20 protein-coding genes are annotated in these 17,818 nt (G+C 70.5%); 12 read left to right on the forward strand and 8 right to left on the reverse strand.

All coding sequences use genetic code 11. The features are described 5' to 3' along the window. Positions 1 to 20: 20 nt before the first annotated feature. On the reverse strand, positions 21 to 239 hold the full coding sequence (didA, locus tag ACIPQB_RS12560) for a DNA damage-induced SOS-independent cell division inhibitor A (protein WP_446485566.1): 219 nt from the start codon (positions 237 to 239) through the stop codon (positions 21 to 23). 123 nt (positions 240 to 362) lie between these two features. On the opposite strand from didA, the gene ACIPQB_RS12565 reads away from it, so the two are divergent. Further along, positions 363 to 674, forward strand: a complete 312-nt coding sequence (locus tag ACIPQB_RS12565; RefSeq protein WP_446485567.1) for a polyhydroxyalkanoic acid system family protein — start codon at positions 363 to 365, stop codon at positions 672 to 674. On the opposite strand, the gene ACIPQB_RS12570 is transcribed toward ACIPQB_RS12565, so the two are convergent. Beyond that, a complete protein-coding gene (locus ACIPQB_RS12570) occupies positions 675 to 1,160 on the reverse strand; it encodes a low affinity iron permease family protein (protein WP_446485568.1) in 486 nt (161 codons plus the stop codon). A gap of 101 nt (positions 1,161 to 1,261) precedes the next feature. Between ACIPQB_RS12570 and ACIPQB_RS12575 the strand changes: the two genes are divergently transcribed. From ACIPQB_RS12575 to ACIPQB_RS12610, 8 genes are all read left to right on the forward strand, one after another. Continuing rightward, complete coding sequence (locus ACIPQB_RS12575; RefSeq protein ID WP_446485569.1) at positions 1,262 to 2,518, forward strand: cation:proton antiporter; 1,257 nt, start codon at positions 1,262 to 1,264, stop codon at positions 2,516 to 2,518. 108 nt (positions 2,519 to 2,626) lie between these two features. After that, entirely contained in the window at positions 2,627 to 4,687 is a 2,061-nt protein-coding gene (locus tag ACIPQB_RS12580; RefSeq protein ID WP_446485570.1) for an ATP-binding protein, read from the forward strand. Positions 4,688 to 4,774: 87 nt separating this feature from the next. Then, positions 4,775 to 5,758, forward strand: a complete 984-nt coding sequence (locus ACIPQB_RS12585; protein WP_446485591.1) for an ABC transporter substrate-binding protein — start codon at positions 4,775 to 4,777, stop codon at positions 5,756 to 5,758. Then, positions 5,755 to 6,501: an ABC transporter ATP-binding protein gene (locus ACIPQB_RS12590; RefSeq protein WP_446485571.1), complete on the forward strand. Its 747-nt coding sequence runs from the start codon at positions 5,755 to 5,757 to the stop codon at positions 6,499 to 6,501. The genes ACIPQB_RS12585 and ACIPQB_RS12590 overlap by 4 nt, the downstream gene beginning before the upstream one ends. Beyond that, positions 6,498 to 7,253 carry an ABC transporter permease gene (locus tag ACIPQB_RS12595; protein ID WP_446485572.1) on the forward strand — a complete coding sequence of 252 codons (756 nt, stop codon included), beginning with the start codon at positions 6,498 to 6,500 and terminating at the stop codon, positions 7,251 to 7,253. Before ACIPQB_RS12590 ends, ACIPQB_RS12595 begins: the two co-directional genes overlap by 4 nt. A 125-nt stretch (positions 7,254 to 7,378) precedes the next feature. Beyond that, positions 7,379 to 8,116, forward strand: coding sequence for a hypothetical protein (locus ACIPQB_RS12600; protein WP_446485573.1), 738 nt, complete (start codon positions 7,379 to 7,381; stop codon positions 8,114 to 8,116). Further along, entirely contained in the window at positions 8,113 to 9,204 is a 1,092-nt protein-coding gene (locus ACIPQB_RS12605) for a DUF2336 domain-containing protein (RefSeq protein ID WP_446485574.1), read from the forward strand. The genes ACIPQB_RS12600 and ACIPQB_RS12605 overlap by 4 nt, the downstream gene beginning before the upstream one ends. Before the next feature lie 73 nt (positions 9,205 to 9,277). Beyond that, positions 9,278 to 9,778 carry a hypothetical protein gene (locus tag ACIPQB_RS12610; RefSeq protein ID WP_446485575.1) on the forward strand — a complete coding sequence of 167 codons (501 nt, stop codon included), beginning with the start codon at positions 9,278 to 9,280 and terminating at the stop codon, positions 9,776 to 9,778. A 204-nt stretch (positions 9,779 to 9,982) separates the two neighbouring features. Here ACIPQB_RS12610 and ACIPQB_RS12615 read toward each other — a convergent pair whose 3' ends face one another. The 3 genes from ACIPQB_RS12615 to ACIPQB_RS12625 form a co-directional block, all read right to left on the reverse strand. After that, positions 9,983 to 10,291, reverse strand: a complete 309-nt coding sequence (locus ACIPQB_RS12615) for a hypothetical protein (RefSeq protein ID WP_446485576.1) — start codon at positions 10,289 to 10,291, stop codon at positions 9,983 to 9,985. A 60-nt stretch (positions 10,292 to 10,351) separates the two neighbouring features. Beyond that, positions 10,352 to 11,728 carry a hypothetical protein gene (locus tag ACIPQB_RS12620; RefSeq protein ID WP_446485577.1) on the reverse strand — a complete coding sequence of 459 codons (1,377 nt, stop codon included), beginning with the start codon at positions 11,726 to 11,728 and terminating at the stop codon, positions 10,352 to 10,354. A 341-nt stretch (positions 11,729 to 12,069) separates the two neighbouring features. Beyond that, entirely contained in the window at positions 12,070 to 12,579 is a 510-nt protein-coding gene (locus tag ACIPQB_RS12625) for a DUF2214 family protein (protein WP_446485578.1), read from the reverse strand. Positions 12,580 to 12,623: 44 nt separating this feature from the next. Here ACIPQB_RS12625 and ACIPQB_RS12630 point away from each other — a divergent pair, with 44 nt between their 5' ends. Beyond that, a complete protein-coding gene (locus ACIPQB_RS12630; RefSeq protein ID WP_446485579.1) occupies positions 12,624 to 13,082 on the forward strand; it encodes a ribonuclease H in 459 nt (152 codons plus the stop codon). On the opposite strand, the gene ACIPQB_RS12635 is transcribed toward ACIPQB_RS12630, so the two are convergent. Then, positions 13,079 to 13,456 (reverse strand): methylglyoxal synthase, encoded by a 378-nt coding sequence (locus tag ACIPQB_RS12635; protein WP_446485580.1) that lies wholly within the window; start codon positions 13,454 to 13,456, stop codon positions 13,079 to 13,081. The two genes, ACIPQB_RS12630 and ACIPQB_RS12635, sit on opposite strands and share 4 nt — an antisense overlap. A 194-nt stretch (positions 13,457 to 13,650) precedes the next feature. Between ACIPQB_RS12635 and ACIPQB_RS12640 the strand changes: the two genes are divergently transcribed. Further along, the gene (locus ACIPQB_RS12640; RefSeq protein WP_446485581.1) at positions 13,651 to 14,892 is read left to right on the forward strand and encodes a pyridoxal phosphate-dependent aminotransferase; all 1,242 of its coding nucleotides are present in this window, start codon (positions 13,651 to 13,653) and stop codon (positions 14,890 to 14,892) included. Positions 14,893 to 15,097: 205 nt separating this feature from the next. On the opposite strand, the gene ACIPQB_RS12645 is transcribed toward ACIPQB_RS12640, so the two are convergent. Beyond that, the gene (locus tag ACIPQB_RS12645; RefSeq protein WP_446485582.1) at positions 15,098 to 15,313 is read right to left on the reverse strand and encodes a hypothetical protein; all 216 of its coding nucleotides are present in this window, start codon (positions 15,311 to 15,313) and stop codon (positions 15,098 to 15,100) included. A 750-nt stretch (positions 15,314 to 16,063) separates the two neighbouring features. Here ACIPQB_RS12645 and ACIPQB_RS12650 point away from each other — a divergent pair. Continuing rightward, the gene (locus ACIPQB_RS12650) at positions 16,064 to 17,443 is read left to right on the forward strand and encodes a hypothetical protein (protein WP_446485583.1); all 1,380 of its coding nucleotides are present in this window, start codon (positions 16,064 to 16,066) and stop codon (positions 17,441 to 17,443) included. Between the two features lie 151 nt (positions 17,444 to 17,594). On the opposite strand, the gene ACIPQB_RS12655 is transcribed toward ACIPQB_RS12650, so the two are convergent. Continuing rightward, positions 17,595 to 17,818 (reverse strand): transposase (locus ACIPQB_RS12655; RefSeq protein ID WP_446483963.1); only part of this gene is annotated, 224 nt, incomplete at its 5' end.

Genomic DNA, 17,818 nt, shown 5'->3' on the forward strand with positions numbered 1-17,818 from the left:
TCGCGGCCTTTGGCGAGACCCTAAGCGCGGAACCGGGGAATCGGCGAGTCGGCGCGGCGCTCGCGGAACACCGCCAGGGCCAGGCCCGGCCGCACGACCAGCAGGGCCAGCCAGACCAGCAGCACGCCGCCATAGTTGACGGCGCCGAGCAGGCCGCTTGGGCGGCCCGGACGCGTCCGGCGGCGAACGCCCTGGCGCGGCGAGGCTTGGAAAGGACGGGACAGGGCGAGGTCGGTCATGGGGCTTCCTCCGTGGACAGCCGCACCTTGGCCGCACGATACGTCAGATCCGGACGTAGTGGCGGCGACGCCGGGTCCCCATATGTCGCCTGGGACGTCGATCCCGTCAGGAGCCCCGTACGGATGAGCCAGCCGATCACCATCACCATCCCCCACCAGTTGGGGGCAGCCGAGGCCCGCCGCCGCATCGAGGAGGGGTTCGGCCAGCTGATCGGCCAGGCGGGCGGGGTCATCAAGAACGTCGACAAGGCCTGGGACGGCGACGTGCTGCGCTTCTCGACCCAGGCGATGGGCCAGACCATAACCGGCGTGCTGCACGTGCTGGACCAGTCGGTGCGCATGGACCTGGTCCTGCCCGGCCTGCTGGGCATGATCGCCGGCAAGGTCACCGGCCAGGTCAAGAAGCAGGGGACCCTGCTGCTGGAGAAGAAGTAGCTAGGACGTCTTCACCCGTCGCGCCGGGGCGTTCTTGGCGGGCGGGCGCTCGGCCGGGGCGCGCTTGGCCTTGGGCGAGGCCCTGGACCGGGTGCGGGCCTCGCGCTCGGCGGTGACCTTGTCGAGCCGTTCCTGGACTTTCCGGGCATGTTCGACGCACTGGGCGTGCATCGCCTCCAGCTCCTTTTCCGTCAGCTTCTCGATGCCGATGAACTGGTTCTCGGCCGCCGAGGTCAGGATCAGCTCGTCGAGCTTGGTCTGGATCGCCGCGCCGTCGCGGTTCTGGGTGTTCTGGATCAGGAACACCATCAGGAAGGTGACGATGGTCGTGCCGGTGTTGATCACCAGCTGCCAGGTCTGTGAAAAGCCGAACATCGGCCCGCTGACGGCCCAGGCTGCGACCACCAGGACGCAGATCAGGAAGGCCGGCGGGCTGCCGCTGATCCGCGCCGTGGCGTTGGCGAACTTGGCGAAAAGCTTGTCCATGGGGCCTCCTTCGCCGCACACAACGCGCCGACCGGGCCTTCAGTTCGCCCGCCGCGGTCAAGCCCCGCGGGTCCTTGGCCGTCGCCGGGCGTTAGATAAGGATGTTTGATCCCTATCTGCTGTTCCTGCTCGGCCTGGGGGTGGTCGTGCTGCTGGTGGCTTGGCTGCCGATGGCCCTGAGCCGGCTGCCGCTGTCGCTGGCCATCCTCTGCGTGCTGATCGGCGTGGCGGCGTTCCAGGTCCTGCCCTTCCACCCCGACCCGGTGCGGTTTTCCACCGTCACCGAGCGGCTGACCGAGGTGGTGGTGCTCGTCGCCCTGATGGGGGCGGGCCTGAAGATCGACCGGCGGCTGGGCTGGCGGCGCTGGGGCTCGGCCTGGCGGCTGATCGCCGTGACCATGCCGCTGAGCATCCTGGGCGTGACCCTGATGGGGGTGTTCGGTCTCGGCCTGGGCCTGGCCGCCGCCCTGCTGCTGGGCGCGGCCCTGGCCCCCACCGATCCGGTGCTGGCCTCCGACGTCCAGGTCGGGCCGCCGCGGGCCGGCGACCAGGGCGAGGCGCGCTTCGCCCTGACGGCGGAGGCGGGGCTGAACGACGGCTTCGCCTTTCCCTTCGTGCACCTGGCGGTGTCCTTCGCCCTGGCCGGCGGCGCGGTCAGCCCGGGGCTGCTGGTCCATTGGCTGGGGGTCGACGTGGTCTGGCGGGTGGCGGCCGGCGTCGGCGTCGGCTGGGCCGTCGGCCGGCTGCTGGGCTGGGCGACCTTCAAGGCGCCGCACGCGCGGATCTCCGGCACCGGCGACGGCCTGGTGGCGCTGGGGGCCACCCTGGTGGCCTATGGCGTCGCCGAGGTCGCCCACGGCTACGGCTTCCTGGCGGTGTTCGTCTCGGCCTTGGCCCTGCGCGAAACCGAGCGCGACCACGAATTCCACGAGGCGATGCACGACTTCGCCGAGCAGGTGGAGCGCCTGCTGATGATGCTGGTCCTGGTGCTGCTGGGCGGGGCGGTGGCCAGCGGACTGTTGGCCAGCCTGACCTGGAAGGAGGTCGCCTTCGGCTTGGCCCTGGTGTTCGTCGTCCGGCCGCTGGCCGGCTGGATCGGCCTGATCGGCGCCCCGCATTCGACGCGCGAGCGGGCGGTGGTGGCCTTCTTCGGCATCCGCGGGATCGGGTCGCTGTACTACCTGTCCTACGGCCTCAACCACGGCGACTTCCACCGCTGGGACCGGCTGTGGGCGATCACCGGCTTCATCGTGCTGTGCTCGATCCTGGTGCACGGCGTCACCGCCACGCCGCTGATGGCCCGGATCGACACCTGGCGGCGGCGGACCGCCGTCCGCGAGGACCGGGCGCAACCCTGACGGCCGCGCCCGCTGCTCAAGGATGCGGCAAAGCGTCACAGAATCGAATATCGAAGAAACCCACCCGCGAGTTGGACGTATTCCTCCCGTTCGGGGAGCGGGATCCACATGCAGGCGAATGTCGCCCATCAGGAGCAGCGGCGGCAGGACGGTCTCCTGTTGCTTTTGGCCGTGTCGCTGGCGGCCAGCCAAACGTTCAGCGATTTCCTCACCCGCGACCCGCAAGGCATCGCCACCCTGTGGCCGTCGAACGCCCTGCTGGCGGCGGGCTTGCTGGTGCTGGACCGCCGCCGCCAGGTCGCCCTGACCCTCGTGGCCGTGCTGATCCACCTGGCGATCGACCTGCTGGTCGGCGACAGCCCCGACCGGGCCGCCCTCTACACCGTCGTCGATATCGGCGAGGCCTTCCTGGTCTGGGCCGTGGTCCGGCGCTTCTTCGGCGCCCCCCGGGTGCGGACGATGCGGCAGCTGGCCCTGCTGACCACCCTGACCGCGCCGGTGACCTTCGTGTCGTCCCTGGCCTGCGCGGCGGTGCTGGCCCTGGTCCATGGCCAAGTCTTCCTGACGGTGCTGGCCGACCGGTTCCTGTGCAGCGTGCTGGGCATGGCGATCGTGCTGCCGGCCGTGCTGGTGCTGCTCGACAGCGAGCACCGGCGGGCCTTCCAGCGCCCGCTGGCCGAGCGCATCAGCCTCTATGTCCTGATCGCCCTGCTGGCGGCGATCGTGTTCCACGCCAAGGGCCTGCCCCTGCCGTTCCTGCTGTTCCCAGTCTCCCTGCTGGCGGCGTTCCGGCTGGGGCCGCGCGGCGCGGCCCAGGCCTCGATCATCGTCGCCTGCGTCGCCATCCCGCTGACGGTGCAGGGCCTGTGGACCGGGCAGGTCTATACGGGCTGGCCGCAGGCCCAGCAGAACCGGCTGGTGCAGATGTTCGTCGGCGTGCTGTTCGCCACCAGCCTGGCCGCCGGCCTGGCCCTGGCCCAGCAGGAGCGGCTGCGCCGGCTGCTGCTGCGCCGCGAGCGCCTGACCCGCGCCGCCCGGGGCCGGGCCCTGGCCGCCAACGAGGCCAAGACCGAATTCCTGGCCACCATGAGCCATGAGATCCGCACCCCGCTGAACAGCGTGCTCGGCTTCACCCAGCTGCTGGTCGGGCGCGACGACCTGCCCGCCGACGTCCGCCGCCAGCTTGGCCTGATCGACAGCGCCGGCGGCGCCCTGCTGACCGTGGTCAACGACATCCTCGACTTCTCGCGGGTCGAGGCCGGCCAGGTGGAGCTGCTGTTCCAGCCGACCTCGGCGGCGGCGGTGCTGCACGACGCCGCCGGCATCATCCGCTCGGAGGCCCAGGCGCGCGGCCTGAAGCTGGAGGTCGAGGTCGTCGATCCGGTCGGCGGCCTGCACGACCTGGACGGCCTGCGCCTGCGCCAGGTGCTGCTGAACCTGCTGAACAACGCCGTGAAGTTCACCGAGGCCGGCCGCATCCGCGCCAGCCTGACCGTCGAACCGGGCGACATCGAGGACCGGCTGCGTTTCGAGATCGCCGACACCGGCGTCGGCATTCCCGTCGAACGCCAGGGCAAGCTGTTCCAGCGCTTCAGCCAAGTCGACAGCTCGGCCAGCCGCTCGCACGGCGGCCCGGGCCTGGGGCTGGCGATCAGCAAGGCCTTGGTCGAGCTGATGGGCGGTCGGATCGGCGTCGACAGCGCGCCCGACCATGGCTCGGTGTTCTGGATCGAGCTCTCCGCGCCCCCGGTCGACGCCTACGACGCCGCCGAGCCCGCGCCGATCGACGACCCGGCCGCGGCCCGCATCCTGCTGGTCGACGACCACCCGATGAACCGCGAGGTGGGGGCGGCCCTGCTGGCCCTGGTCGGCTGCCGGGTCGAGACCGCCGACAACGGCCAGCAGGCGGTGGCCATGGCGGCCCGCGGGGGCTTCGACATCATCCTGATGGACATCCACATGCCGGAGATGGACGGCCTGGCCGCCACCCGGGCTATCCGCGCCCTCGACGGCGACCACGGCCAGGTGCCGATCATCGCCATGAGCGCCGACGCCCTGCCCCAGCAGGTCGAGCGCTGCTACGCCGCCGGCATGGTCGACCACGTCGCCAAGCCGGTGCAGCGCGAGGTGCTCTACGCCAAGGTCGGCCGCTGGCTGGCGCGGAAGTAAGGGCGTCGGGGCGGGTCAAACCCCTTTCCTCGCAAGGCCTCGCCCACTAACCTCCCCCCGCACTTCGGGGAGACGATGATGAAGCTGATGCGCCTGGCCGCCCTGGCCCCCCTTCTTGCCCTGTGCGTCGCCCTGGCCGCCTGCTCGCCAGCCAAGAAGGAGGCCGCCGAGGCCCCCGGCCGCACCGCCCTGAAGCTGGCCACCGACTGGAAGGCCGAGGCCGAGCTCGGCGGCTACTACCAGGCGCTGGCGACGGGCGAATACAAGAAGCGCGGGCTGGACGTCACGCTGGTCCAGGGCGGCCCCGGCGTGAACGTGCCCCAACTGCTGGCCACCGGCGCGGTCGATGTCGGGGTCGGCTCCAACAGCTTCATCGTGCTGAACCTGGCCAAGGAGAAGATCCCGGTGAAGGCCGTGGCGGCGTTCATGGACAAGGACCCGCAGGTGCTGATCGCCCATCCCGACCAGGGCGTCCGCAGCATCGCCGACATGAAGGGCCGGCCGATCCTGCTGTCGGACGCCTCGATCACCGCCTTCTGGGTGTGGCTGAAGGCCAAGCACGGCTTCACCGACGACCAGGTGCGCAAGTACAACTACTCCGCCGCCCCGTTCCTGGCCGACAAGCGGGTGATCCAGCAGGGCTATGTCACCTCCGAGCCCTATCTGATCGAGAAGGAGGGCGGGGTGAAGCCGGCGGTGTTCCTGCTGGCCGATGACGGCTATCCGGCCTACGCCTCCTTCGCCCTGGTCCCCGACGCCCTGATCGCCAGGAACCCCGCGGCGGTGAAGGCCTTCGTCGAGGCGACGGCGGCGGGCTGGACCTCCTATCTCTACGGCGATCCGACCCCTGGCGACGCCCTGATCCGCAAGGACAATCCGGAGATGGCCCAGGACGTCCTCGACCAGGCCCGCGAGAAGATGCGCGCCTACGGCATCGTGCCGCGCGCCAAGGTCGGCGACATGAGCGACGCCCGCTGGGCCGAATTCTTCAAGGTCGCTTCCGACCAGGGCGTCTATCCCAAGGACATGGACTACAAGAGCGCCTATTCGCTGGCGTTCCTGCCGAAGTGACCTCGATCGCCGCCCTTTCCGCCGTCGAGGTCGACTATGCCGGTCGCGGGGCGGCGCTGGGCCCCGTCGACCTGACGCTGCAGGCCGGCGAGATCGTCGCCCTGGTCGGACCGTCGGGTTGCGGCAAGTCCACCGCCCTGCGGCTGCTGGCCGGGCTGGAGCCGCCGACCCGCGGACAGGTGACCCGCGCCGCCGGCCGCGGCGAGACCGCCGTGGTCTTCCAGGCCCCCACCCTGGCCCCATGGATGAGCGCGGCGGCCAATGTCGCCCTGCCGCTGGAGCTGGCCGGAACCCCCCGTCGCCAGGCCCGCGACCAGGCGGTCGAGGCCCTGGCCAAGGTCGGCCTGGCCGGGGCCGAGGCCGCCCGGCCGGCCCAGCTGTCGGGCGGCATGGCCATGCGCGCCTCTCTGGCCCGCGCCCTGGTCACCCGGCCGCGCCTGCTGCTGCTGGACGAGCCCTTCGCCGCCCTCGACGAGATCACCCGCCGGACCCTGGCCGACGACGTCCTGGCCCTGGTCGCCCAGCTGTCGCCGGCCGTGGTCTTCGTCACCCACAATGTCGAGGAGGCGGTCTACATGGCCGGCAAGGTGGTGGTGATGACCCCCGGGCCGGGCCGGATCGCCGGCGCGGTGAGCGTGCAGGGCCCGACGGTCCGCCCGCCGGGCTTCCGGACCACCGCCGCCTTCCGCGAGACGGCCGAGGCGGTGTCGCGGCTGCTGGCCGGGCGCGAGGCGGCCGCGTGAAGCTCCTCGCTCCCCTGGCCCTGATCGCCCTCTTGCTGGGCGCCTGGGAGCTGGCCTGCCGGATGCTGGCCGTGCCGACCTATCTGCTGCCCGCGCCGTCGGCGATCGGCGCCGCCCTGGTCGAGGGCTGGCCGCTGCTGCTGGACAGCGCCTGGGGCACGCTGTCGACCGCCCTGATCGGCCTGGCCAGCGCCAGCCTGCTGGCCTGCGGCCTGGCCCTGCTGGTCAGCCTCAATCCCATGATCGAGGACGCCGTGCAGCCGGTCGCCGTGACCCTGCAGGTGACGCCCCTGGTCGCCATCGGTCCGCTGATGACCATCTGGGCCGGCATCGACCATCCGCAGCGGGCGGTCACAGCCCTAGCGGCGGTGGCGGCCTTCTTCCCGATCTTTTCGGGAGCCCTGACCGGCCTGAAGGCGGTGGATCCCGACCTTGGCCGGCTGTTCGACCTCTATGGCGCGGGCCGGGTCCAGCGCCTGTGGCGGCTGCGCCTGCCCTCGGCCGTGCCCGCCCTGCTGGAGGGCCACAAGGTGGCGGCCGGCCTGGCGGTGGTCGGGGCGGTGGTCGCCGAGTTTGTCGCCGGCTCGGGCGGGGTCCAGGGCCTGGCCTGGCGGATTCTGGAGGCCTCCAACCGGCTGCAGACCGCGCGGGTCTTCGCCGCCCTGGCGGTGCTGGCGATCCTGGGCGTCGTCCTGCACGCCCTGATGACCCTGGCCGAGCGCCGCCTGCTGGCCTGGTGGCGCGGCCGCTGACGGCCTGAGCGCGAGTGCGGCGGCGCCTGTTCGCGCAAGGCGAGAAATCGCAACCGGCGTTAGGCCAAGGTTAAGGCGGCTTGCCTATGATTCAGCGGAATCCCGCCCACTGTCCGGACCGGTTCATGCGCCTGGCCTTCCTGCTGCCCGTTCTGCTGAGCGTCGCCGCCCCGGCCCACGCCGAGCGCGAACGCGAGAGCCGCTATGGCCCCGCCAGCCCGCGCCAGGCGATCGCCGCCGCCGTGCCCTATGACGGCCCGATGCTGAGCTGGGCCGGCAAGCGCCAGGCCACCGCGCCGGTGGCTGCCGAACCGCGGGCCTTCGCGCCGCCGCCGATCGTCGACCGCCCCAGCTACCAGCCTGCCCGCTATGCGCTCCCGCCGCCCCCCGCGGCCGCGCTGCGGCCGGCCCTTCCGCCCGCGCCGCCCGCCCGCCGAATCGCGAGCGTCGACACCGATCCGCCGCCCGTCCGGTCCGCGCCGGCCCCGCGCGCCGCGCCCCTGCCCGACAGCCTCTATGGCCCGGCCCGCGCGCCCGTCGCCGCGCCGGCCGCTGTTCCGACCGCCCCGCCGCCCCGCCAGGTCGCGGCCCTGAACGCCCCGTCGAGCACCGGCGTCGTCGGCGCCCGCTTCTATTCGGTCGGCCGCGAGTTCGGCCTGACGCCCGACGCCCTGCCGCCCGCCGGCCCAGACCGCCGGGTGCTGATCACCGCCGGCGAGGCCCCGCCGCCGCCCAAGGACGCCGCCCCTCTCCACGGCTCGGCCGACTGGCTGGCGGCCGGAGCCCGCGGCGACGATCAGGACGATGACGACGAGGGCGACAAGGACGACCGCCGCGCCAAGACCCGGGACAAAGCCCTTTGATCCAGTCGCGCCTCCACGACCTCATCGCCCTGGCCGATGAGCCGTCCAGCGCCCGCCGGCGCGAGCTGCTGCGCGGCGTCACCGACCTGTTCTTCACCGTCGACACCCACGGCGACGTCGAGATGGGCCTGTTCGACGACGTGATGGGCCAGCTGGCCGGCGAGATGGAGGAGGCCGTCCGCATCGAGCTGGCCGAGCGCCTGGGGACCACCGCCGCCACGCCGCCGTCCCTAACCCGCGCCCTGGCCAGCGACAGCATCGCCATCGCCCGTCCCATCCTGCAGGGCGCGCCGCAGCTCAGCGAGGCCGACTTGCTGCACTTGGCGCGCACCCAGGGCCAGGACCACCTGCGCGCCATCTCGCAGCGGCCGGTGGTGCCCAGCATCGTCTCCGACGCGATCGTCGAACGCGGCGACGACGCCACCCTGGGCGTGCTGCTGCGCAACGAGGGGGCGGTGCTGTCGCGCCAGGCCCACGAGGCGGCGGTCGACCGAGCCGCGGTCAATCCCGAGCTGCACGAGGCGGTGATCGACCGCCACGCCGTGCCGATCGACCTGCTCAACGAGATGTATTTCGTGGCCGAGGCGCGGCTGCGCGACCGGATCATGGAGCGTAACGCCAATGTCGATCCGGCCACCCTTGACGCGGCCCTGAAGGCCGGCCGCAACCGCGTCGCCGCCCGCGACGGCTCCCTGCCGGCCGATCACGCCCAGGCGGTGGAGGAGATCCAGACCATGAAGGCCCGCGGCGCGGTGACGCCCCAGGCCCTGGCCGCCATGCTGCGGGCCAACAAGACCACCCTGTTCCTGGTCGCCCTGGCCGAGCTGGCCGACATCGACTTCCACACCGCCCGCAAGATCATCGAGCGCCGCGAGCTCGACGGCCTGGCCGTGGTCTGCAAGGCGGCCGACTTCGACCGCTCGCTGTTCCTGACCTTCGCCCTGCTGATCCTCGACCCGAACGACAACGCCATGGGCAAGGCCAAGGAATATGGCGAACTCTACGCCGCCCTGCCCCGCGACGCCGCCCTGCGCACCATCCGCTTCTGGCGCATGCGCCGGACGACGGGGGACGTGGCGGCGGCCTGAGGAACTTTCCACAATCGGGTTGCGCTAGACCTGAAAGCTTGTTCTCGTTACATTCTCATCCAGGACAACGAGGATGAATGCGCAGGCTCACTACTGGAATCAATTCGTTCAGTTGAAACGAGACGCCGCCTATATCGGCAAGTATCACGCCGCCGATGAAGCCGCCGATCGCTGGCTCAACATCCTTTCGGCCGTCGCCTCCAGCACGTCGATCGGCGCCTGGGCCGTGTGGCGAGACCACGCCATCGTCTGGGCCGTGATCATCGCCGCGTCCCAAGTGCTGACGGCGATCCGAGCCTACCTGCCGTACAAGGCTCGCCTCAGGGCGCTGGCGACCTTGGGCGTCGACCTGGAAGCGCTGGCGCTTGTCGCCGAAACGGATTGGTTTAAAGTTTCTCGCGGCGCTCTTGAGGCGGCGGACGTTCATGCGCTGACGATGGCGCTGAAAACCAAGGCTCCGCGCGCCACGTCGAGGAGCTTCAACGGCGCGTCACTGCCCGAACGGACGAAACTTTTGCAGAGCGCCGAAGCAGCGACGCGTCATTATATGGCTGCATTTACTCAGGAGGCCTGAGGCGATGACGAAACTGGATTTCTCCGGCCTCGGCCGGCGCAAGAGCCGGGACGGCGCTGTCCTTCCGACGTCACAGCTCCACATCCCGATGCCCAAGGTCACCCCGCTGCCTGCCAGGCCGCCCTCGCCGGCGAGCGAGGAGACCAAGGCCCGGGGCTAAGGCGCGGTCGAGCGGCACAAGCAGCCGCCGGGCCCTTACTGACCTCAGCGGATGCGGATGCGCACCGGCACGTCGATGAACGAGCCGGCGCGGCTCTTGCCGTCGGGGCCCAGCAGGTCGACCTGGAACTGCGAGGCCATCGACAGGGCCGCGCGGCCGACGCCCAGCTCGGCCGGGGTTTCGCTCTGCACCGAACAGGCGGTCAGGCCGCCGTCGCGCTTGACCATGCAGCTGAGGATCGCTTCGGCGATCTGCGGCGTCGCGTCCTTGACCGGGGTCAGGACCGGCGCGGCGGGCTGGGCGGGCGCGGAAGCCATCGAAACGGCGGCGGCGGCGAGCAACGAAGCAATCACGAAATCTTCCCTACGGTCCTGGGCCGGTCCTTCTTAGGGGCCGACCCGTTTCATTCTGGATCAGGCGTGGTGCGCCTGTTTGACGCGTTGCAACCCCTGAGCCGCCAGGTCGGTCAGCGACCTCAGGCCCAGCTCGGCGAACACGTCGAAGGCGGCGGCCAGGGCCAGGGCGGCGCGGTCGAGCCGGCCGTCGTCATGGCCGGTGATCTCGACCCGGGCCTCGTACAGCCGGGCCAGGTTCATCTGGGCCACGGCCCAGGCGGCCGGGTCGCGGGCCCCGGGGGCCGAGGCCAGCTCGGACTTGAAGGCGAACTCGGCGGCGTCCAGCACCGCCAGGTCGGCGGTCAGCTCGGCGCAGCGGGCCAGGCTGAGGGCGCGGTTGTTGGCCACCACCGCCCGCAGGGTCAGGGCCGGCTGGGTCTTGAGGATGTGGGTGGCGCGGTCGTAGCAGGTGACCGCCCGCTCGAAGCAGCGGTCCGAGGTCGTGGCCTCGCCCATGGCCTGCAGGCCGGCGCCCAGGGCGGCCTGGCCGCGGGCCCAGTCCATCGGGCTGTGGTCGGCGGTGACCGGCTCCAGCGCCCCGGCCAGGGCCTCGACGCCGTCGGCGATATGGTTGAGCTCGCCGTCCAGTTCGCCCAACTGCACCAGGGCCGAGCCGCGCAGGGTTTCCAGGCGCGACCAAGCCAGGGGCTCGAAGTCGCGGTCGAGGGCCGCCTCCGCCGCCTTGACCTCGTTGAGGGCGACCTCAGTCAGGGCGCGGTCCTTCAGGCGCGCGGCGCAGGCCAGCAGCAGCTCCACCCGGGCGGCGCGCTGGTCGGCCAGCAGCAGGCGGGCGCCCCCGCCCTTGACCCGGCGGGCGGCGGCCAGGCCGCGTAGCGGGGCCTCGAAGGCCTGGGCCGCGGCCAGGGCGCGGTCGATGTCGTTCTCGCCCAGGGCCACGCGGCCTTCCAGCCCGGCCAGCAGGGCCTCGGCCATGGCGCAGCGATGGCCCGGCGCGGTCTTGGCCAGGGTCAGGGTGGCGCCGGCGGCGGCCCGCAGGCCCTCGTCGCCGAACAGGTCGGCCCCCAGCACGGCCAGGGTCGCCTGCTCGCAGCGGGCGGCGGCCAGGCTGTCGGCGCGGCGTTCGGCTTCGAAGATCTTCGCGGCGGCCTCGGCCTGGGCGGCGCCCTTGCGCAGGGCGGCGGCGTCGCCCGACCGGCGGGCCAGTTCGCGCCAGACCATGGCCGCTTCCAGCAGCCGGCTGCCGCGGTCCTTGGCCCCGATGCGCCCGGCGGCGACGTCGGCCGAACGGGCCTCGTTGACCAGCAGGCGCAGGTCGAGCAGCTCCAGCAGCGAGGTGTCGCCGCCCGTCAATCCGTCACGGTGGGCCGCGGCCCGGGCGGGCGTCGCGGCGTCGGCTCCGAAGAGTCGTTTCAGGTCACGGCCGAACTCGAACATCGCTGCGTACTCCGGACTCGGATCGTCCCGCGCCGGGACGTCCGGCAAGGGTTCAACGCCTCCCTAGCAAAGCCGGAGCCAAGGATTTTAACAAGTCATTAACCGAGCCTAAGACGGCGTTAACCATAAATATTTGCCATGCGATGACCGCCTGCGGCCAAACGACCGGGAAACCAGAGTTTTTGCGGCGACTGGTACGTTTCTTGCTTAACCAATCCTAGCGAGGCGGCGGCGGCGCGCCGGCTTGTTAAAACATTGTTCATCGAAGTGAAAATGACGTTAACCATGAATTTTAAGACGCTGTTTACCTTTCGTTCGCAAGCGGCCGTTCCCGGACGCGCCTACAGGCCGTAGCCGCGGGCCATGGCGGCGGCGAAGGCGGGGATCAGGGCGAAGACCAGCAGCTCCAGCACCAGCACCCGCCGAGCGGTCGCCACCTCGCCGGCCGGCGGGACATAGCCCGCGTCGGCCTGGGCCCGCTTGCGCCAGCGCAGGATCAGCAGGGTCGGCGCGATCGACAGCAGGCCGACCGCCGCGAAGGCGGTCATCTTGGCCCAGAACATCGGGTTGGACAGGTAGAAGGCCGAGCCCTTGGCGCCGAGGAACACCCGCGAGAAGCCCGCCGCCAGGATCAGGGTCGCCGTCGCGCCATAGCCGGCGTCGATCCCGCCCAGGGCCTTGAGCGCCCCGCCGCCCAGGCCGGGGCGGACCAGGGCCAGCTCGGCGGCCAGCAGGCCAGCCAGGGTGAAGACCAGCAGGTGGTGCAGGATGGCCAGGACAAGGTCGAGCACGGCGCACTCCGACTCAAGGTTGAACGGCGCGAGCATGCCCCGGCCGAGCCCCTTCGTCACCGGCCGCTCTGGCCACGACCCGGCGATCGCCCTAAACAGAGCCCATGATCGCCGTGACCCTATGGACCGCCGCCCTGTGCAAGCCCGACCCCGGCTATGGCGGCTGGGCCCATGTCCGGCGCGGGGCGGATGGAAGCCTGGCCGGAGCGGCCGGCGGCGAACGCCGGGTCGGCGGCGCCCGCATGGTCCTGACCGGCCTGATCGAAGCCCTGACCGCCGCCCCGATCGCCTCGGCGGTCACCCTGCACGTCGCCGATCCGATCCTGGCCGCCGAGCTGGCGGCGACCGACGGCGCCTACGCCCTGGCCGAGTCCGAGGCCTGGGCCGCCGCGCGCCAGCTGCTGGCCGCCCGCCCGGCCCTGACCCTGGCCCCGCTGCCCGACAACGCCCCCGCCGCCGGCTTCCTGAAGGCCTGGGCCGAGTTCGGCCTCGACACCGCCAAGACCCGCGGCACGTTCAAGGCGGCGATCCCGCGCCCGAACCTGCTGAAGTTTCCGGGCTAGCGCCCCGCCACGATCAGGTCCGCCGTGGCCACGTTGCAGGCGAACGGGATGTCGGCCAGAGTCGCCATGCGGATCAGGGCCTTGACGTCGACGTCGTGCGGCTGCGGCGACAGCGGGTCGACGAAGAACACCAGCATGTCCAGCTTGCTCTCGGCCAGCAGCGCGCCCAGCTGCTGGTCGCCGCCCAGCGGACCGCTCTTCAGCCGGGTCAGGTTCAGGTCGGGCAGGGCGTCGAGGACCCGCCCGCCGGTGGTGCCGGTGGCGTAGAGCCGGTGCCGGCGCAGGAACGCCTGGTGCGCCACCGCCCAAGCGACCAGGGCGGCCTTCTTGTCGTCGTGGGCGACGAGACCGATGGTCAGGGGCGTGGCGGTCATGGGCGGCTCCGGGCGGCGGCAAGGACGCACTCATTTCGCGGTCGCGGGCCGATGACAAGAGCCGATCGCTGAGCAGCCCTGCCCGGCGCTTGGGCACGGGCGGCGTGCAGCGTCGCCGGACCGCGCCAGCCCTTGCGCGCCGGGCCGGAAGAGCCTGTGCTGGACGCCAGGGTTTCAAAGGGACGGAGGCGAAGATGGACGCGGGTAAATCGAGTAATCAGGCCATGGGCCGCCGGTCGTTCCTGCGGGCCGCCGCCCTGGCCGCCGCGACGCCGATCCTGACCGAGGCCCACCTGGCGCAGGCCGCTCAAACCGCCGCCGCCGCCCCGCCCTCCGGCATGGCCCTGCACGGCCAGAGCCCCAACGCCCCGCCGCCCGGCGCGGTGCTGATCAACGCCAACGAGAACCCGCTGGGCCCGTCCAAGGCCGCCTGCGACGCCATCGTCCGCGTCGCCCCGCTGGGCGGCCGCTACGACCTCAACGGCGAGACCGCCATGCTCGTCTCGGCCTTCGCGGCCCAGCACGGCCTGAAGGAAGACCACATCGCCGTCTATGCCGGCTCGTCCGAGCCGCTGCACTATACGGTGCTGGCCTTCACCTCGCCGACCCGCAGCTTCGTCACCGCCGATCCCTCCTACGAGGCCGGGATGCGGGCGGCGATGACCAGCCAGGCCAAGGTGGTCAAGGTGCCGCTGGCCGCCGACTACGGCCACGACGTCAAGGCCATGGTCGCCGCCGACCCGCAGGCCGGGGTGATCTATATCTGCAACCCCAACAACCCGACCGGCACCACCACCGCCAAGCAGGACATCGTCTGGGCGCTGGACAACAAGCCGGCCGGCGCCATCCTGCTGGTCGACGAGGCCTATATCCACCTGTCGGACGCCGGCGACGTGCTCGACATGGTGGCGGCCGGCAAGGACCTGATCGTCCTGCGGACCTTCTCGAAGATCTACGGCATGGCCGGCATCCGCTGCGGCTTCGCGGTCGGGCGGCCCGACCTGCTGGCCAAGCTGACGCCGTTCGGCCAGAACGCCATGCCGATCACCGGCTCGGCGGCGGCGCGGGCCTCGCTGGAGGACGCGACCCTGGTCCCGACCCGCAAGAAGATCATCGGCGACACCCGGCGCGACACCCTGGCCTGGCTGAAGGCCAACAATTACAAGGTCATCGGCGCGCCCGAGACCAACTGCTTCATGATCGACACCGGCCGCGACGGCAAGTCGGTGATCGCGGCGATGAAGGCGCTGAACGTCTATATCGGCCGCACCTGGCCGATCTGGCCCAACGCCGTGCGGGTCTCGGTCGGCACGCCCGAGGAGATGGCCAAGTTCAAGACGGCGTTCAAGACGGTGATGGACAGCAAGGCGGTGGCGCTCGAGACGCATGACGCGGGCGGGCATCGGGCTGACCTGGGCTATTACGCGACCCTGTGAAGTCCCTGTCGGGGACACGGGCCCTAAAAGCGTATTGATTTTAGGTCGATGCGCTCTCCCCTTCTTCCATCTTCCCGGCGAAGGCCGGGACCCAGATTCCTCCTGAGCGGCTCGTGGGTTTCACCTGGGCCCAGGCCTTCGCCGGGGAGACGGAAATTTGAGGCGCGTGATTCAACTTGAAGCAAACGCGCACTAACCGGGGCCGTCATGCGTCGTCGGGCGAGTCCGCTTTTCGCGACGCTCCCGAGCAACTGGCGGCGTAGGCGGCTTCCACCGCCTCCAGCCGCAGAAGTCGCCGGCGAATCTCGCGACGGACATAATCGACGCGCGCGGGCGTGCGTCCGCTGTCGTCCTCTCCGGTGCGTTCCCATTCCGCGGCGCGGGCGGCGCGAGCCAGAGCGCGGGTCTTGGATCTGGGCATCAGGGTCTCCTTTCGGACCCGGCTTGGCCGCCTCACGCGGCGGGCCGCTGAAGGTGTGGGAGGGCTGCGGAGCGCCGGGCCAGGCCCGGAAGCTTTGTAAGAATTACCGTTTCGACCAGGACCGACGCTCCGCGCGATCATTATTCGGGAGCGTCCGGCGGTCGGCGCTGTTGACGCCTCGCCGACTGAAGCCCCCGACGGGCGGGCCGGGCCTACGAAGCCCGGTCCCGGAACGCCTGCGTCACCACAGGCCTGTCGCCCTCCTCGGCCCTTCGTCAACGCCGTATCCGTAAACGGGCCCGGCCGGCACCAGATGACGAGGTCGCGGCTCCTGACGGAACCGCCGCCGACGAGCGCGTCCCGCTCGACCGCCCCCCAAGGCCGCGAAGGTCGCAGGCCTCACGCCCTCCCCATCGCCTTGAAGTGGGTCGATTATGCCGGCGGCGGGAAAGGGGGAGGATATCTGAATTTTTGGCGTTGAATTTGTTGGGGAAACACGCCGGGAGCGGTGGGGATAAGTTTTTTCAGACGCGCCGGAGACGATTTCTGCCTTGTCTTGATGGAATCCGACTTCGGGCAAGACCTCTATATCCGCTCTCGATCCCGAACGGACGCGATCACCAGGTCCGCTTCCCGGCGCCCGACCCGATCTAGACGTCCCGCAAAGAGGGCCCCTTTTGCGGTCTCTTTGCTTCAGCGCCCCTTGGCCGCCGCATCCGGCTGCGCTATCGGCGTTCGTGGGGGACCGATATGGGCAAGACAATCATCGCGACCTTGTTGATCTGCACGCTGGGCTTCGGCGCTCAGGCGCAGACGACCGACGACGCTCAATTCGAAGCCTTCAATAGAAGGGCGATAGATAAGGGCGATTGCACCGACTATCAGGCGATGGCGGACGCCGCCCTTGCCGGCCGGCCTGGCGGGTCTCTTGTCCACCGGGTCTCCGCCGCCGCCGCGATCTGCGCGGCGCGGGATGGGCGCTTCGATCTGACGGATCGGCTTGCAGCGCGATTTCCCACAAGCGCACCTCACCTCAGAGACTATCTGGTCGCTGCGCCTTACACGTTCATGATCCGCCGCCTCGTGGACATTCCGGGCGCTGGTGCTTCGGCGCTCGCCGCAGCGCGGCGGTTGCCCGATATCGACTATCTATCGTCTCCGAACATTCAGCGCACTGAACTGACGGCCATGGCCGCGTTCGCCGCCGGCAAGGACGCCGAGGGCATCGCGAGCCTCGATCAGGTTGATCGTCGAGGCGCGCTCTCGATCCAGGCGGATCGCCGCTTCGCGCCCGCCTGGCTTCCGCCGGAGCAGTTGATCACGGCGTCGAATACACCCGCCCTTCCGCCGGCCTCCGCCTTGGGCAATGACTGGACGCGCGAACTGGCGACCCTGGCTCGGCGAGGCGAAAACGAGGCGACGGTTCTGGCGACTGCCTATCGCCAAATGAATGCCGATATCTCCAACAGCCCTGCGCCCGGAGACTTCGCACCCTTGGCCATGGGCAAAACCGGCTCCCATGGCGACGGTCAACGTGCCTGGCTCGTGCAGCGACTCCTGGAAGACGGACGGGTCGACGAGGCGCTGAAAGCGCTCGATATCAAGACAACCTACGAGAACGGTCGCTCGGGCGACGCCCTCTTCGTCCAGAATCTCGCCGACCTGACTCAGGCCTTGATCCGCGCGGACCGTACTGCGGAGGCTGACCAGTTGCTTGAGGAGTGGACGGCCGCTCAAGTGGAGGACAAGGCCGAGTATGTCGGTTTCTCCCGGGATGACGATCTCACGCTGCGGCCGTTGCGGGCGTTGCGGGCCTGTTTGCGAGGCGACCACACCGCCAGACTGGAACCCGTCGATTGGCGTGTCAGCATGATTTGCGATGATCCCGAAGACCGAACCGCCGCATTGCTGATCGACGCGCTGAATGCTTCGAGTTATCGAAACCAAACGCTGCAGGCGGTCAATCTCCCGCCGATCCATCCGGCCCTGGGCAAGGCCGATGACGACTATCGACGACGCTGCAACGCGCTCTTGGCCCGCCCCGACGTCGCGGCCGCCGTCGACCGCTACGGCCGCCGCCTGGCGCCAGACCTAGCTTGGCGCCTGGCTCGCGCCTATCCCGCCTTTTGACTTTAAGATGAGGGATACACTCATTCCCTCAACGCGGATGTCGGCTGCAAAGCCAGGACGGAAAATAAGTGTGTGTCCCTCACGCCTCCCTCACGCCCCGCATAGGTGCCGAACGGCGGACGTCCACATTCCAAGCTAGAGCATTCGTCGCTTAAGTTGACACATATCCGGCATGCCGAAAATAGTTGGCGCATTCGTCGGGGGTGAAGGCGTCCAGGACCAGCCCGATGCGGTCCCACAGATTGTCCCGGGTTCGTTCGGCGGCCTTGCGCAGCAGGGTCTTGAGCTTGGAAAACGCCATCTCGATGGGGTTGAGATCGGGCGAGTAGGGCGGCAGGAAGACCAACTGGGCGCCCCTGGCCTCGATGGCCAGCC

The sequence above is a fragment of the Caulobacter sp. LARHSG274 genome (assembly GCF_052871235.1).